This window comes from Sphingopyxis sp. SE2 (assembly GCF_032227185.1).
Classification (GTDB): domain Bacteria; phylum Pseudomonadota; class Alphaproteobacteria; order Sphingomonadales; family Sphingomonadaceae; genus Sphingopyxis.
Window position 1 is genome coordinate 2,458,755 of sequence record NZ_JAPMXW010000001.1, and the last position, 15,514, is coordinate 2,474,268.

15 protein-coding genes are annotated in these 15,514 nt (G+C 67.6%); 9 read left to right on the top strand and 6 right to left on the bottom strand.

Features of this window, described 5'->3' with window-relative positions:
- Positions 1-10: 10 nt before the first annotated feature.
- Both OVY29_RS11645 and OVY29_RS11650 read right to left on the bottom strand, forming a co-directional pair.
- Entirely contained in the window at positions 11-1,513 is a 1,503-nt protein-coding gene (locus OVY29_RS11645; protein ID WP_235211542.1) for a M28 family peptidase, read from the bottom strand.
- Between the two features lie 266 nt (positions 1,514-1,779).
- Positions 1,780-2,601: a CoA ester lyase gene (locus tag OVY29_RS11650; protein WP_313911442.1), complete on the bottom strand. Its 822-nt coding sequence runs from the start codon at positions 2,599-2,601 to the stop codon at positions 1,780-1,782.
- Between the two features lie 84 nt (positions 2,602-2,685).
- Between OVY29_RS11650 and OVY29_RS11655 the strand changes: the two genes are divergently transcribed.
- Positions 2,686-3,600 (top strand): SPFH domain-containing protein, encoded by a 915-nt coding sequence (locus OVY29_RS11655; protein WP_037555968.1) that lies wholly within the window; start codon positions 2,686-2,688, stop codon positions 3,598-3,600.
- A gap of 1 nt (position 3,601) precedes the next feature.
- Complete coding sequence (locus OVY29_RS11660; protein WP_037555967.1) at positions 3,602-4,048, top strand: NfeD family protein; 447 nt, start codon at positions 3,602-3,604, stop codon at positions 4,046-4,048.
- Here OVY29_RS11660 and OVY29_RS11665 read toward each other — a convergent pair.
- From OVY29_RS11665 to OVY29_RS11675, 3 genes are all read right to left on the bottom strand, one after another.
- Positions 4,045-4,587, bottom strand: a complete 543-nt coding sequence (locus tag OVY29_RS11665; RefSeq protein WP_037555966.1) for a GNAT family N-acetyltransferase — start codon at positions 4,585-4,587, stop codon at positions 4,045-4,047. The genes OVY29_RS11660 and OVY29_RS11665 overlap by 4 nt on opposite strands.
- A gap of 31 nt (positions 4,588-4,618) precedes the next feature.
- On the bottom strand, positions 4,619-5,179 hold the full coding sequence (locus OVY29_RS11670) for a hypothetical protein (protein WP_037555965.1): 561 nt from the start codon (positions 5,177-5,179) through the stop codon (positions 4,619-4,621).
- A gap of 136 nt (positions 5,180-5,315) precedes the next feature.
- Entirely contained in the window at positions 5,316-6,206 is an 891-nt protein-coding gene (locus OVY29_RS11675) for a metal-dependent hydrolase (protein WP_037556010.1), read from the bottom strand.
- A gap of 58 nt (positions 6,207-6,264) precedes the next feature.
- Between OVY29_RS11675 and OVY29_RS11680 the strand changes: the two genes are divergently transcribed.
- The 3 genes from OVY29_RS11680 to OVY29_RS11690 all read left to right on the top strand — a co-directional run bounded on the left by OVY29_RS11680 (position 6,265) and on the right by OVY29_RS11690 (position 9,082).
- Positions 6,265-6,873 carry a TetR/AcrR family transcriptional regulator gene (locus OVY29_RS11680; protein WP_037555964.1) on the top strand — a complete coding sequence of 203 codons (609 nt, stop codon included), beginning with the start codon at positions 6,265-6,267 and terminating at the stop codon, positions 6,871-6,873.
- Positions 6,874-7,168: 295 nt separating this feature from the next.
- Entirely contained in the window at positions 7,169-8,209 is a 1,041-nt protein-coding gene (gene obgE, locus OVY29_RS11685) for a GTPase ObgE (RefSeq protein WP_037555963.1), read from the top strand.
- A gap of 66 nt (positions 8,210-8,275) precedes the next feature.
- The gene (locus OVY29_RS11690) at positions 8,276-9,082 is read left to right on the top strand and encodes a MipA/OmpV family protein (protein ID WP_161786549.1); all 807 of its coding nucleotides are present in this window, start codon (positions 8,276-8,278) and stop codon (positions 9,080-9,082) included.
- Between the two features lie 19 nt (positions 9,083-9,101).
- Here OVY29_RS11690 and OVY29_RS11695 read toward each other — a convergent pair whose 3' ends face one another.
- Positions 9,102-10,265, bottom strand: a complete 1,164-nt coding sequence (locus OVY29_RS11695) for a helix-turn-helix transcriptional regulator (protein ID WP_037555962.1) — start codon at positions 10,263-10,265, stop codon at positions 9,102-9,104.
- Positions 10,266-11,413: 1,148 nt separating this feature from the next.
- Between OVY29_RS11695 and OVY29_RS11700 the strand changes: the two genes are divergently transcribed.
- From OVY29_RS11700 to sppA, 4 genes are all read left to right on the top strand, one after another.
- On the top strand, positions 11,414-11,611 hold the full coding sequence (locus OVY29_RS11700; protein ID WP_313911443.1) for a hypothetical protein: 198 nt from the start codon (positions 11,414-11,416) through the stop codon (positions 11,609-11,611).
- Between the two features lie 312 nt (positions 11,612-11,923).
- Positions 11,924-12,148 carry a hypothetical protein gene (locus OVY29_RS11705; RefSeq protein ID WP_313911444.1) on the top strand — a complete coding sequence of 75 codons (225 nt, stop codon included), beginning with the start codon at positions 11,924-11,926 and terminating at the stop codon, positions 12,146-12,148.
- A gap of 227 nt (positions 12,149-12,375) precedes the next feature.
- On the top strand, positions 12,376-13,290 hold the full coding sequence (locus OVY29_RS11710; protein ID WP_313911445.1) for an NAD-dependent epimerase/dehydratase family protein: 915 nt from the start codon (positions 12,376-12,378) through the stop codon (positions 13,288-13,290).
- 149 nt (positions 13,291-13,439) lie between these two features.
- Positions 13,440-15,422: a signal peptide peptidase SppA gene (sppA, locus tag OVY29_RS11715; RefSeq protein ID WP_081933233.1), complete on the top strand. Its 1,983-nt coding sequence runs from the start codon at positions 13,440-13,442 to the stop codon at positions 15,420-15,422.
- The last annotated feature ends 92 nt before the right edge of the window (positions 15,423-15,514 follow it).

Consider the following 15,514-nt stretch of genomic DNA (forward strand, 5'->3'; position numbering starts at 1 on the left):
CCAACATCCTCTACTTGCCCGGCCACCGCTTGGTATCGGCGAACGCCCGGCCCAGCGCGACGTGCAAATCGGCATCCTCGGCCGCGCCGCCCAGCGGGATCTTGTGGGAGAATTCGTCCGCCGGGCGGTGATAGTCGCTGCCCAGAAACGCTTCGAGCAGCTTCATGTCCGAAAAGCTGCCGCCGACCATCAGCGACGTCACGCCCTTGGCGCCCAAGGCCCAGCCGTCCTGCCGCTGGATGAAGGCATCGGCCTCACCATCCTCGTCGAGCTTGCGGCCGAGCTTGGTCGCCGCCTCGCGCACCACCGCGTCATAGGCGGGCTTGCCGCGCCCGATCGTCGCCACCGGCGTGCCGCGCGGCGAAATCGCGATCGTGTCGACGTTGAGCGCGACAATGATGTCGGCCAGCGGCACCACCGGATGATCGGCGAACCAGTGCGCGCCGAGCAGGCCCTTTTCCTCCGCCGTCGTCGCCATGAAATAAATGTCGCGGTCGGGCCGCGCGCCCTTGCCCAGCCGCTTGGCGACCTCGATCAGCACCGCGATCCCGCTCGCATTGTCGACCGCGCCGTTGCAGATGCGGTCGGCGGCGCCTTCGGGCTCGCAGATGCCGAGATGATCCCAGTGGCCGAGGAACAGCACCGCCTTGCCGTCGGGCTTCGCGCCCGGCAGCTTGGCGACGATATTGTGGCTGGCAAAGGGGCGGACGGTCGATTGCGCAGTAAAGTCGGCCGTCACCGGCAGCGCGGCGCCCTTGTAATCGGGCGACTTGGCGGCCTCGCGCAGCGCGGCGCTATCCTGTCCCGCCGCCTTGAGCAGCGTGTCGGCGGCTTCGGGCGAAAGGAAGCCGCTCACCGGCGCGCCCGGCTTCGCGCTCGCCAGCCGCACATATTTGCCGCCGACGCTTTCGCGCAGCGCCGGCCACGGCACCGCGCCCGTAGAAATCACGAGCACCGCGCTCGCCCCCGCGTCGGCGAGCATCTGCCGCCGCTCGCGATAGCGTGGGAGCTTGTCGCCGAAGGGCGCATTGTCGAAAAGCATGATCGCGAGCTTGCCCTTGACGTCGGCATTGACCTGCCCCGCGCCGTCGACGCCATAGCCGACGAAAAGCGCGGGCACGTCCGCCAGCGCGACCGACGCGTCGCGGCCGGTCAGGATAATGCCGTCATCGCCCGGCACGATCTCGCGGCCGTTCACCTTGAACTTCGCGGTTCCGCCGAGCGCCTGCGTCTCGACGAAGGGCACGGGCTGGACCCACGGCGTCGCGCTGCCCGGCACGGGTTCGAGCCCGGCCTTCGCCCATTCACCGACGACATAGGCGATCGTGCGATCCTCGCCCTCGGTGCCGGGCGCGCGGCCCTCGAACGCGTCGTCCGCCAGTATCTTGATATGCGCGGCGAGGTCGGCCTCGGTGACCGGCGCATCACCCTTGGCGGGCGCGGCCGAAACGGCGGGGGCGAAGGAAAGCAGGGCGACAGCCGCGATCGCGGCGCGGAAGGAGCTATGTCTCATGGACGCGCCGCATCGCATGTCCGCAGCATCCCGGCAAGGCGGTTCGTCGAACGACGAACGGCGGGTATAAGAGCCCCTCCCCTTTAGGAGTGTCAGGTCGGTCATGCCCCCGGCATGACCTAAACCGTCCGGGGGACGGTTTACCTGACACTGGGTTGGGGTGGGGGCCATCGGCCTTGCGCAAGGCCGATGGCCCCCACCCGCTGCGACTAAGCCAGCAAGCTGGCAAGTCTCGCTGCCCTCCCCTGAAGGAGAGGGCTTGTTACCTACCGCCCCGCCCGCGCCAGCAATGCTCTAGCCGCCGCGACGTGCATATCCTCGATCATCCGGCCGTCGTGCCGCTGCGCGCCGCCGGTCGCCGCGGCGACGAGCGCTTCGGCCGCCGCGATCTCGCGCTCCGACGGCGCGAAGGCGGTGTTGCACGGGTCGACCTGCGACGGGTGGATCAGCGTCTTGCCATCGAAGCCGAGCCGGCGTCCTTCCGCAACCTCGGCCGCGAAACCCGCGGCGTCGTCGATCGCGTTATAAACGCCGTCGAAAACCCAGACCTCGCCCGCGCGCGCGGCAAGTATGATCGCCTGAATCGCATGGCTCATCGCGCCGCGGTCCATGCCGTCGGGCAGCTTCAGCTCGTGCGCCAGATCGTTGAGCCCCGCGATCAGACCGGTCACGGCGGGATCGGCGGCGATATCGCGCGCGGCATAGATCGCCGCGGGCGTTTCGATCATTGCGAGGATGGGCAGGCCGAGATCGCACAGCGGGTCGAGATCGGACGGCGCATCGACCTTCGGTAGCACGACGGCATCCAGCGCCAATCCGGCGAGCGCGGCGATGTCGTCGGCCTGCTCGGCGCTGCCTGTCGCATTGACGCGCACCGCGACGCGCTTGCCGGGAAAGCCCGCCGTTACGGCCGCCCGCATCGCGGCGCGCGCTTCGGCCTTGCGATCGGCGGGCACCGCATCCTCCAGATCGACGATCAGCATGTCGGCGGCAAGGCCGCCCGCCTTTTCGAGCGCGCGCGCATTCGACCCCGGAACATAGAGCAAGGAACGCGGCGGATAGTCGGCGGAATAGTCGCTTGGGGTCATGCGCTTTTCTGTGGCGCAACCCTGCCGTTGCCGCAATAAGGAAGCGGGTTTGCAGAGACGCAATTTGCAAAGAGGGGATGATCGATGGAATTCGCACTCGCACTGGTGGTTCTGGCGCTGGTGTTCCTGATCTGGGCGCTGACGCCGGTGCGGCAGGGCTATGCCTATACGATCGAACGTTTCGGCCGCTACACGCACACCGCGCAGCCCGGGCTCAACTTCATCATGCCGATCTTCGACCGCGTCGGTCGGAAAGTGAACATGATGGAGCAGGTGCTCGACATCCCGGGGCAGGAAATCATCACCAAGGACAATGCGATGGTCGCGGTCGACGGCGTCGTCTTCTTCCAGGTGCTCGACGCCGCCAAGGCCGCCTATGAGGTCAGCGACCTCTATCTCTCGATCATGAACCTGACGACGACGAACCTGCGCACCGTGATGGGCTCGATGGACCTCGACGAAACGCTGTCGAAGCGCGACGAGATCAACACGCGGCTGCTGCACGTCGTCGACGATGCGACCACCCCGTGGGGCGTCAAGATCACCCGCGTCGAGATCAAGGACATCCGCCCGCCCGCCGATATCTCGAACGCAATGGCGCGGCAGATGAAGGCCGAGCGCGAAAAACGCGCGAACATCCTCGAAGCCGAGGGCAGCCGCGCTTCCGAAATCCTGCGCGCCGAGGGCCAGAAGCAGAGCCAGATCCTCGAGGCCGAAGGCCGCCGCGAAGCCGCCTTCCGCGACGCCGAGGCGCGCGAGCGCGAGGCCGAAGCCGAAGCGAAGGCGACGCAGATGGTGTCCGACGCGATCGCCGGCGGCAACGCGCAGGCGATCAACTATTTCATCGCGCAGAAATATGTCGAGGCGGTGAGTCAGTTCGCGACCAGCCCGAACAGCAAGACCATCCTCTTCCCGGTCGAGGCGACGCAGCTGATCGGAACCTTGGGCGGCATCGGCGAACTCGCCAAGGATGCGCTCGAACGCAAGACGGGGGCCTGACATGCCCGACTGGCTGACCAACATGGAACCGCATTGGGCATGGCTCTCGCTCGGCGTGCTGCTCGCCGCCGCCGAGATCGTCGCGCCGGGCTTCTTCCTCATCTGGATCGGCGCCGCCGCGGTCGTCACCGGCGTCATCGCCTGGGTCGTCCCGCTCAGCGTCCCGCTCCAGCTCGGCATCTTCGCCGCGCTGGCGTTCGTCGCGCTCTATGGCGGGCGCCGCTGGCTGAAGGCGAACCCGATCACCACGGCCGACCCGCACCTCAACCAGCGCGGCGGCCGCCTCGTCGGCGAGGTGCTGACGGTAACGAAAGCGATCGAGGACGGCCGCGGCCGCGCCAGGGTCGGCGACGGCGAATGGCCGGTGCGCGGTCCCGACGTGGCCGAAGGTACCAAGGTCCGCGTGGTCAGCGCCGACGGCGGCGTGCTGCTGGTCGAGCCGGTCTAGCCGCCGCGCGGCCGCAAATAAATCGCCACCACATGCCCCAGCGCATCGCTGTCGCCGATGCGCCGGAACCCCAGCTTGGCCGCGACACGCTCCGACGCCTCGTTGCCGAGATCGATGATGCAGCGCACATCCTTCGCATCGAGATTCGCGTCGGCCCAGCCTAGCGCGGCGGTCATCGCCTCGGTCGCATAGCCCGCGCCCCAATGGTCGGCGTCGAACGCCCAGCCCGCCTCGGGCCGCCCTTCGAGCTCGGGGATGCCGCGGCAGAAATAGCTGAGCCCCCCCATGCCGATCAGCGCGTCGCTCGCGCGGTCGGCGAACACCCAGTAACCGAATCCCATCACCGGCCACAGCCCCGCCGAACTCAGAAACTTGCCCCAACTGACGTCGGGGGCGCGCGGTTCGCCGCCGATGAAGCGCGTGACGCGTTCGTCGGCCCACATGTCGATGTGAACATCCTTGTCGGCAAGGCGCCCGGGACGCAGGCGCAGGCGGTCGGTTTCGATAACGGGGGGAGCGCTGAAGGTTGCGGAAGCCATGGACGCGGTGTGCCGAAGCGCGGCGAAACGGTCAATCGGGGTTGAGATAATGATCGAACAGGTCGTGCAGCACCGCGGTGCCGTCGACCTGCCGCTTCGCGCGCAACACGCCCAGCCCGTCGACCCGCGCCAGCACCTCCACATGGCGCAGCACCGCATGATAATGCGGCCCGTCGTTGAAATCGTGGAACAGGAAAACGCAGTCGGGCTTGCAGTGGATGATCGACTGTAACAGGCAGGCGACACGGAAACGCCCCGCGATCGACACCGCATCGGGGCTGCCGCCCATGCCGCGCCAGATATGGCTGTGATAGCGCGGCCAGTCGCGGATGCGGCCTTCATCCGCGGGATAGCCCCCCTCGCCGACCGGCCCGATGTCGATATGGACGGGGGTGAACTCGACCGCCTCGCGCGCGACCTCGTCCTGTATCCGGCCGAGCCGGGCGGGATCGCCATCGACGCTGACGATCCGCCGCACCTGCCGCGCCGCAACCAGCGTGGCTTCGCCGCAGCCGAATTCGAGCAGCGAAGACAGCCCCGCGAGTTGCAGCTCGATCTGCGCGATTTCGGCGGCGGTCAGATGTGGTCGCATGGTCCCCTCCCCACGCGCTCAGCGATATGGGACGGGCGCCGCGGCGTCCAGCGGGGATCGGCACATTATCGCCGCGAAGGCGGGCTCCCGGAGAGGGGAGAGAGAGAATACCGCTCCGGGTGCCCGCCTTCGCGGGTCAGGCTGCCGCCGCAGCCAGCCCGGGTTTCGACGAATGCGCCGGCATGATCGCGTCGGCATAGTCGCTTTCATATTTCTGGATCAGCGACCGGTCGTCGTGGTTCCACGGGTGGAAACCCGGCATGAAATAGGAAAGCCAGGGAAAGAAGCTCTTGCGCAGCACGCCCGGGGTGCCGAGCAGATACCACCAGATGCGCGCCGTGACGCGCCAGCCGGTGAGGCCGTCTTGTTTGAGCAGCGCCTTCATCCCCTTGACGCGCTTGGGCCAAAAACGCGTGGTGACGAGGAGCATCATCAGCGACTTGGCGCGCCAGCGCTTGAAGCGGCTCCAGTCCTTCGTCGCGTGCAGCCAGGTGTCGTAAGCGACGCCCTTATGCTCGATTTCCTCGATCGCGTGCCATTTCCACAGCGCCGCCCATTCGGGCTCGGCACCGGCGTACATCTTGTCTTCGCGCAGCATCACCGCCGCCATCATCGCGGTATAATGTTCGAGCGCGATCGTCGCCATCAGGTTGACGATCTGCGGGCGCGTCTTGATGAGGTCGAGCACCTGGTTGACGTCGTCCTCGAGCTCGGAAAGATCATATCCCGCTTCGGCCGCCTTCTTGTTAAAGACGACATGCTCGCGGCTGTGGATCACCTCCTGCTGGGTAAAGGCCCGGATTTCGCGCGCCAGCTTGTCGGGGACGCCGTCGCGGTGCGCCTTCACCGCCTCGATGAACATCGCTTCGCCGCGCGGAAAGGTCACCGAGAGCGCGGTGTGAAAGGCCGAGGCGATCGGATCGCCGTTCAGCCACCAGCGCCCCTGCCGGTCGTCGCGGCCGAAGCGCATATCGCGCGGGGTGATCGAAAGATCGGCGGGGGTCGGCGACCGGGAAAGGCTGGACATATGGCTCATACCGTCGAAAAGGGTTGTCGGGGCCAGAAAATAGGGTTTACTTACATATATGTCAATAGTGAAGAAGCGTTTGAGTCCCGAGGAAAGCCGGTCGGCGGCGCTCGAGGCCGCGCGCCAGATATTGGTCGAAATGGGGCCGGCGGCGGTGACGCTGAAAGCCGTCGCGGCGCGGATCGACCGCACCCACGCCAATCTGCTCCACCATTTCGGCAGCGCCGCGGGGCTGCAAAAGGCGCTCGCCGCCTATCAGGCCGAAACCGTGTGCGACACGATCGGCCGGAAAATGGCCGAATCGCCGCCGGGCGAGCGCAATGTCCGCGAGATCGTCGACCTCGCCTTCGATGCCTTCAACGAGGGGGGCGCCGGCGCGCTCGCGACCTGGATGGCGGCGACGGGCAACGACGACGCGCTCGACCCCATCGTCGCTGCGATCCACCGCCTGATCGACGGCATGGCCCCCGACGCGCATGAAAAACGCCTGATGCACGAGGATACGCTCGCGCTCGTGCTGATGGCCTTGGGCGATGCGCAGCTCGGCGGCCCGATGGCCGAGGCGCTCGGCCTGCCGCGCGACACCGCGCGCGTGCTCGCGACCGAACTCATCACCGGACGCATCGCCAAATTCTGGGCCGAACATGGCGGCAAGCCCGCGAGCTGAAACGAGGCGATGAATAGCCGCTACCGACCGGTTGCGGCCATTGAGAGAAGAAAGCCCCTCCCCTTCAGGGGAGGGGTTGGGGGTGGGGTCCATCGGCCTTGCGCAAGGCCGATAGACCCCACCCCACTACGACTAGGCAGCAAGCTGCCAAGTCTGCGTTGCCCCTCCCCTGAAGGGGAGGGGCCAAATTGCCGCAACGTCCGCTCCCCACCCCAAAGCCGCCATCCGTATCGCGCGCCTTCCCTCGTGGATGCCCGGCTAGTAAAATCGCGCCATTCCGCCTAAAGGCCCCGCCATGCACTTCCTCGACCAAGCCAAGATTTTCATCAAGTCCGGCGATGGCGGCCCCGGCGCCGTGTCGTTCCGGCGCGAGAAATATATCGAATATGGCGGCCCCGACGGCGGCAATGGCGGCAAGGGCGGCGACATCGTCTTCGAAGCCGTGGCCGGCCTCAACACGCTGATCGACTTTCGCTATACCCAGCATTTCAAGGCGAAGCGCGGCACCCCCGGTGCCGGCCGCGACCGCACCGGTGCGGGCGGCCCCGACCTCGTCATCCAGGTCCCGATCGGCACCCAGATCCTCGACGACGACGAGGAGCGCAGCCTGCTCGCCGATTTGACCAAAGAGGGCGAGCGCATCCACTTCCTGCGCGGCGGCGACGGCGGCCGCGGCAATGCGAGCTACAAGACCTCGACCAACCGCGCGCCGCGCCAGCACGGACCCGGCTGGCCGGGCGAGGAAATGTGGGTGTGGCTGCGCCTGAAACTGCTCGCCGACGCCGGCCTCGTCGGCTTGCCCAACGCCGGCAAGTCGACCTTCATCAATGCGGTGAGCAACGCGCAGGCCAAGGTCGGCGCCTATGCCTTCACCACGCTCCGCCCCCAGCTTGGCGTCGTCAGCCACAAGGGGCATGAGTTCGTCGTCGCCGACATCCCGGGGCTGATCGCGGGCGCCGCCGAAGGTGCCGGGGTCGGCGACCGCTTCCTCGGCCATATCGAACGCTGCCGCGTCCTCCTCCACCTCGTCGATGCGAACGACGAAGACGTGGCGACGAGCTACCGCATCGTCCGCGACGAACTCGAAGCCTATGGCGCCGACCTGATCGATAAGCCGGTGATCGTCGCGCTTAACAAGACCGACACGCTCGACGACGAGCTGATCGCCGCGCTGTCCGCCGAGCTCGAAGCCGAAAGCGGCCACCCGGTGATGGCGCTCTCGGGCGCCAGCGGCGCGGGCGTGCCCGCGGTGCTCGACAAGCTGCTCGAAGCGATCGGCCATCCCGAACCCGGCGAGGACGAGAGCGAAGAACCGGACGACTGGTCGCCGATTTAGCACCCTGTCCCCGGGGAACGAAATGCCGCCGCAGGGAATTTCATGCGGAACAACAAGGATTTCCGCATGACCGAACGCAACCCGCTTCCCGCGCTGCTGCTCGTCGCGCTCGCCGCGGCCGCGGCCGCGGCCGCCGCCCCGGCGAACGCGCAGGAAGGCAGCGAGAATGCCGAAAAGCGCACGCGCATCATCCTCGGGCCGCAGCTTTCGCCGTCGTGGCCGGGCGCGGACAAGTTCAGCGTCGGCCCCTATATCGACGTCTCGCGCACCCGCGACAGCGCATTCGAGTTCGAGGCGCCCGACGAAAGCTTCGGCTCCCCGCTTGTCCATTCGGGCGATTTCGCCTTCGGCCCCGCCTTCGGTTTCATCGGCAAGCGCAAGGCGTCGGACATCGGCGCCGACCTGCCTAAGGTCGGCTTCACGGTCGAGGCCGGCGGCTTCGCGCAGGCCTATCTGGCCCCGTCGCTCCGCATCCGCGCCGAAGGACGCAAGGGGCTCAGCGGGCATAAGGGCTGGGTCGGCGAAATCAGCGCCGACTATATCGCGCGGCGGGGTGACGGCTGGCTCTTTTCGATCGGCCCGCGCGTCACGCTCGGCGATTCGAAATACCACCGCGCCTATTTCGGCGTCACCCCCGCTGCGGCCGCCACGTCGGGCCTGCCCGCCTATGACCTGGGCGGCGGCGTTCAGTCGGTCGGCGTCACTGCGGGTTATCACCGCATGGTCGGAAAGAATTGGGGGGTCGCGGTCTACGGCCGCTACGACCGGCTCGTCGGCGACGCCGCCGATTCGCCCGTTACGCGCCAGCTCGGTTCGCGCAGCCAGCCGTCGGGGGGCATCGCGCTTAGCTATACCTTCGGCGGCGGCCGTTGAGCCGTCCCGCCTGGCGGCTCTAGGTTTCGCCCGGTGCCGGCAGCCGCGCGAGCAGCGCCACGAGCTGCGCTTGGCTGCCCGCGCCGGTCTTGCGAAAAATGCCTTTCAAGAGGAAGCGCACCGCGTTGAGACTGACCGCGCGCAGCGCGGCATAGCCCTGCAGCGTCTCGCCCGCGGCGAGCGCGACCGCGAGGCGCGCTTCGGCCGGGGTCAGGCCGAACCATTGCGCGACGCGGTCGATCTCGAGCACCGGGGTTTCGCCCGGCGCGCTGCCCAGCGTGACAATCAGCGAGGCGCCGAGGCGGACGCCGCCGAGTTGCTGCGCCGACTGCCGCGTCACCCGTGCGACGAGCACCGGGCACTCCTTGCCCGAAGGCGCGACGGTCTGAAAGGCGAGGCCGGCGGGATCGGGGCGTCTGACGAGATCGAGCAGCTGTTTCTGGCTCGGCGGATGGGTGAAGGCAAAACGATCCTGCGCGGTGCGGATGAACCCCGCGCGTTCGTAACGCGCGGCGCGGGCGTTCGCCGCGAGGATGCCCAGCTGATCGTCGAGGCTGAAGATCGCGAAGGGCGCGGCATCGGCGGCGGCGCGCGCCGCGCCCGCCGCAAGGTCGAGCGTCGCGATCCGATCGCTGATCCGCATCGCGCGCTGCATATGCGGGGCAAGGACGCGCAAGCCGCGCTTCAACCGTTCGACGTCGCGGTCGCCGGGGCCAGGCAGCATCAGCCCGAGCCGGTCGCCATCGCGGCGATCAAGCAGCACGCCGACGAGCCGGTCGATGCCATAGGGTTTCAGGAAGTTACGGAAAAACTCGCTTTCATAGAATTCCTCGCGCGTCATGATGTCGAAGCTGTCGACGACGCTGCCGTTGCCGTAACGCTGGAACTTGCGCGACCAGGGGTGATGGCCGGCGTAAACCGCGGTGTAGATTTCCTGGATGCCCGCCGCGAGGCCGGTCGCGGCGACGAAACGCGCGCTCGGCGGGTTGCTGTTTTCCCACAGGATGAAAGCCGCGTCCCAGTTCAGCGGGCAGAGCGTGCCGGTGATGCGGGCGAGGGTCTCGTTCCAGCTTTCGGGATGCAGGACCGAATCGTATATTTCGCCGATCAGCGCGTTGAGCACCTCCCATTCGGCCGGCGCATTATGGTCGGTCGGAAAGGCCGGTCGCTGATCGCCCTGCATGTACTTCTCCCCACAGAAGATACGCAGCCACCGCATTTGAGGCGAGCCGAACCGCGATGGCAAGCGCAATGCGACAAAATGAAAAAAATCCGCTCCCTACCCAGGTGGGTAGCGAAACGAAGCCGCGAATCGGCGATGAAGGATCCGCGACCCGAGGAAGGTGGAACCAAGGCCATCTTGCTCTCTTGAAGTCCGCCGGCTTGCCGGCGGACTTCATTTTTGGGCGATGGACCGGCTGCGGCCATTCGGCGTATCGGCAATATCGCGGTCGGGATTGGGGCCACTTGGAACCGAAAACGCAAAGCCTGAGCTATGCGCGTCCACCTGCGCGGAACGTTCGCTCCTTCCCGAGCCTGCTCCGCCGGCTCCACCGAACCAGCAAGCCTCTCGACACGACCCTCCGAAGGCGGGACGACCCCAAATGAATTCTGGTCCGACATGGATCAATTACACGGTGCCATGACAGCTGTTACCGTCATCGGGCTAAGATGCCTTCCGACCGCGACCCAGGAAGGCATAGGGGCATTCTTTTGTGTGGGCCAGGAGACGGAAAGGCTCCGCCACGTGCGGGGCTTTCTTGGTTGGCGGGTTTTCGACCAGACCCTGGCCGTCGCCCCGCGAAGCAGGGGAGCCGCTGTCGTTTACACAATGCCGCTGGTAAAGGCCATAGCGGCCCGCTACTTCGGGGGGCGACGATTGTGGAATGTCCGCTCACCACCCACCGCCCTGTTCGCCGTCGAAAAACGCTGTCCTACAAATCGGGCCGGACTAGCCTGCCCCGATGACACCGCCTCCCCTCCCACGCACTCCGCAGCCCTTCGCTCCTCGCGTAGGGGCGTCAACTCGTCAACTTCCCGTCCCACCTCGCAGCGTCGATCGCCGGGACATTCGCAGTGGCGGCGCGCGCATCGCCTATCGGCGGCGGCATGAGCCTGTTCCGCCCCTTTCCTGCCCCCGTCTGATCGTAAGATCAGTCGGCGCTGCTCGATCGATCTGTCGGGCGCGGTCGGCGCGACTGGCTCGCCGGGATCGCCGCCGATATCGGCGAGCGGACGGCGCAGACAGCAGGTCGCGGTCGTGTCGTCAGCGCGATCGCGCTCGGCGCGCAGCGGCTGGGGCTTGCCAGGGCGGACGCGGAACGCTCGAGGATGCGCAGGCGGCCGCCGCGACCGGACAGATCGCGCTGGAGCCAGGTCTGGGCCGAAGTACTCGGCGCCGAAGGACTGACCGCAGCGCAGATGCTCGTCACGCTCGACGATCTCGAGCATCGCCGCCGCTACCTCCAACGCCGCCGCGACATCGACCGGCTGCTCAGCCTCGGCGTCATGCGATCATCAACAGAATGACAGCGTCGCGTGAAGAAATCCGCCTGGCGACAACGACCGCCTTGCCACGCGTTGCCCAGCCGCGGCGGCGGGCGGCGTGATCTGCTCTCCGACATCGGCCTCTACGACAAAAATCCTGCCTTCGGCGCGAACCATATCGCGCGCGTCGCATCGATGCCGCTATCGAGGCGATGAAAATTACCAGCTCCGCCTCGGGCATGGGATCGGGCGGCATGGTATCGAATCGCGGCGGCGCGCATCGCCAACGCCGGGCGCATCTCGCGATCGCGTCAGGCCGGATCGACCGGCCGCTGTCGACCGAGGCACGGCACTTTGTTCGCCGCCGAAGGCGCAAAACGCGCGCAAGGCGTGGCTCGCGGGCAGAACACCCGCGAAGGGCGGGTCGAGATCGACGCGGGCCGCCAGGCGCGCAAGGCGGCGCGAGCCTGCTCGCCGCCAGATCACCGCAGTCAGCGGCAGCTTCGCGCGGCGACATTCTCGACATCGCCGGTCCCGACGGACGCCTCATCGCGCGGCCTTTCGAATATCCGGGCATGACGCCGCGAACATCGTGGCCTCAGCCGCGAGGCGCAGGAAGCCGCCTCGGCTATGCGCCGCGCAACTGGTAGTCCACCGCGACCATATGGTGCTATTGTGAACGCTGCGATGAATCCATTTGCGATGGATCCATTGACCTCCCCTTCAGGGGAGGGGTTGGGAGTGAGGCCATCGGCTGCGCAAGCTGCGAGTCCCCACCGGCCCTCCCTGAAGGGGAGGGGAGCAAGATGACACCCACCCTCGCAATGACCGGCGCGACCGGCTTCGTTGGCGGTGCGACGATGCGGCGAGCGGTCGAAGCGGGCTGGCACGTCCGCGCCCTCACCCGCCGCCCGCAGCCCGAGCGCGACGGCGTGACGTGGATCGCGGGCGCGCTCGACCAGCCCGACAGTCTCGCCGAGATGGCGAAAGGCGCCGACGCCCTCATGCACATCGCAGGCGTCGTCAACGTCCCCACCCGCGCGGCGTTCGAGGCGGGCAATGCGACCGCGACCGCCAACGTCGTCGAAGCCGCGCGAGAGGCCGGCGTCACGCGCTTCGTCCACGTCTCCTCGCTCGCGGCACGCGAGCCCGGCCTCTCCAACTATGGCTGGTCGAAGGAGCGCGCCGAGGCCGTCGTCATGGCAAGCGGGCTCGACTGGACGATCGTCCGCCCGCCCGCGGTGTTCGGCCCCGGCGATACCGAGATGCTCGACCTGTTCCGCATGGCGCGGCGCGGCATCGCGCTGGTACCGAGCGGCCGCATGTCGGCGATCTACGTTGACGAACTCGCGCGCCTGCTCGTCGTGCTTGCCGCCGACCGCGTCGTCGGTATCGGCCAGATCTACGAGCCCGACGACGGAAAACCGACGGGCTGGTCGCATCGCAGCTTTGCCCGCGCCGTCGCGCGCGCCGTCGGACGCCAGCGTCTTTCGACGCTCGCGACCCCCGCGCTGCTGCTCAGGGCCGGCGGGCGGCTCGACACGCTCGTGCGCCGCGGCCGCGCCAAGCTCACCCCCGACCGCGCACGCTATATCGCGCATCCCGACTGGGTCGCGACCGAAGGCAAATGCCCGCCCCCCGAGCTGTGGCGCCCCGAGCTGGGCACCGACGAGGCGCTCGCCGAAACGGTGCGCTGGTACCGCCGCGAGGGCTGGCTTTGACCCCTAAATCCCATCCTTACCATGACCCTCATCCCGGCGAAGGCGGGGATGACGGATGAAAAGATTGATCCGACGTTCGCCCCCTCCCTATTGCCCGCCCGTCGAAGCGTACATTGCCAAGGGCGAGGCGCATCCCTAGGTTTGCTCACATGACCGACAGCACCGCGAACACGACCAACGATCCCGCCGGCCCCTGGGCCATCCCCGTGCGCCGGCCGCTGCCCGGCGACGACAAGCGCAAATCCACGACCAGCTTCCCGCGCAAGGTCTGGCACCTGCTCGTCGGGATCAAGGATGCGCTCGCGCTGATCTTCCTGCTGCTGTTCTTCGTCGCGCTGTTCGGCCTGCTCGCCGGGCGCCCCAACACGGGCCTGCCGGTCAGCAAGGGTGCGCTCGTCATCGAGCTCGACGGGATCGTCAGCGAACAGCCCGCCGAAGTCGACCCGTTCGCGGCACTCTCGGGCGGCGCCCAGCTCAAGGAGGTCCGCGTCCGCGACGTCGTCCACGCGCTCGAAGTCGCCGCCGGCGACGATCGCGTGACCTCGGTCGTGCTCGACCTCGACCGCTTCCTCGGCGGCGGACAGGTGTCGCTTGCCGAAATCGGCGCCGCGATCGACAAGGTGCGCGCAAAGAAAAAGCCCGTGCTCGCCTTCGCCACCGCCTACACCACCGACAGCTATCAGATCGCCGCGCACGCGAGCGAAATCTGGGCCGACGGCATCGGCGGCGTCGCGATCGCGGGCCCGGGCGGATCGCGTCTCTATTACAAGGGGCTGATCGACCGGCTCGGCGTCACCGCGCATATCTATCGCGTCGGCACCTTCAAGAGCGCGGTCGAACCCTTCCTGCGCAGCGATCAGTCGCCCGAAGCGAAGGAGGCCAACCTCGCCTATGCCGGCGTCCTCTGGGAAAACTGGCTGACCGACGTCAAGAAAGCGCGCCCCGCCGCCAAGCTCGACGCGTTCATCGCCGACACCGCGGGCGCGGTGAAGGCGGCGGGCAACGATCTGTCCAAAGCCTCGCTCGACGCGGGCCTGGTCGACAAGCTCGGCAGCCGCATGGCGTTCGACCGCCGCGTCGCCGAGATCAGCGGCACGGCCGACGACAGCCGCCCATGGGAATATAATGCGATCCCGCTCGAAAACTGGGTCGCCGCCAATCCGCCCGAACAAAAGGGCAGTGCGATCGCGGTCGTCCCCGTCGTCGGCGAGATCGTTGACGGCGAGGCGCCGAGCGGCGTCGCGGGCGGCGAAACCATCGCGCAGCATATCCTCGACGCCGCCGCCGACAGCGGCATCAAGGCGATCGTGCTGCGCGTCGATTCGCCCGGCGGATCGGTGCTCGCGTCGGAGGAAATCCGCCAGGCGCTGCTCGCGGCCAAGGCGAAGAAGCTGCCGATCGTCGTCTCGATGGCGAATGTCGCGGCGTCGGGCGGCTATTGGGTCTCGACCCCCGCCGACCGCATCTTTGCCGAGCCCGAGACGATCACCGGTTCGATCGGCGTGTTCGGCATCCTGCCGAGCTTCGACCAGGCGCTCGCCAAGATCGGGGTCAACGCCGATGGCATCGCGACGACGCCGCTGTCGGGCCAGCCCGACGTCTTCGGCGGGGTGAACGACGAATTCAACGCGCTGGCGCAGGCGAGCGTCGAAGACATCTACGCGCGCTTCACCGGCCTTGTCGCCAAGAGCCGCAAGCAGCCGCTCGACAAGATATTGCCCATCGCCGAAGGCCGCGTCTGGGCGGGCGGCACCGCGCGCCAGATTGGCCTCGTCGACCAGTTCGGCGGCCTGCCCGATGCGCTCGCCGCCGCGGCGAAGCTGGCGAAGGTCGACGGCGATTTCCACGCCAAATATTTCGAGGACGAGCCGAGCGAATTTTCGAAGCTGCTCGCCAGCTGGTCGGGCACCGAGGAAGAAACGGCAGCGCTCCCGCGCGGCTGGTTCGGCATCGCGGCGATGAACCGCCAGCTCACCGAACGCCGGTTGGTGCAGGATTTGACGATGCTGACGCAAACGGGGTCGGTGCAGGCGTCGTGCCTCGACTGCCGCGCCTACCTCCCCGCCGTCCCGCGGCCGGGCCAGGCCGAAACGAAGGGCTTCCTCGCGACGCTGGCGCTGCTGCTGAAATAATCCCCCTCCCGCTTGCGGGAGGGGTTAGGGGAGGGCCTGTTTCGGCAACCCTTCCAAACGACATGCCCTCCCCCGACCCCTCCCATAAATGG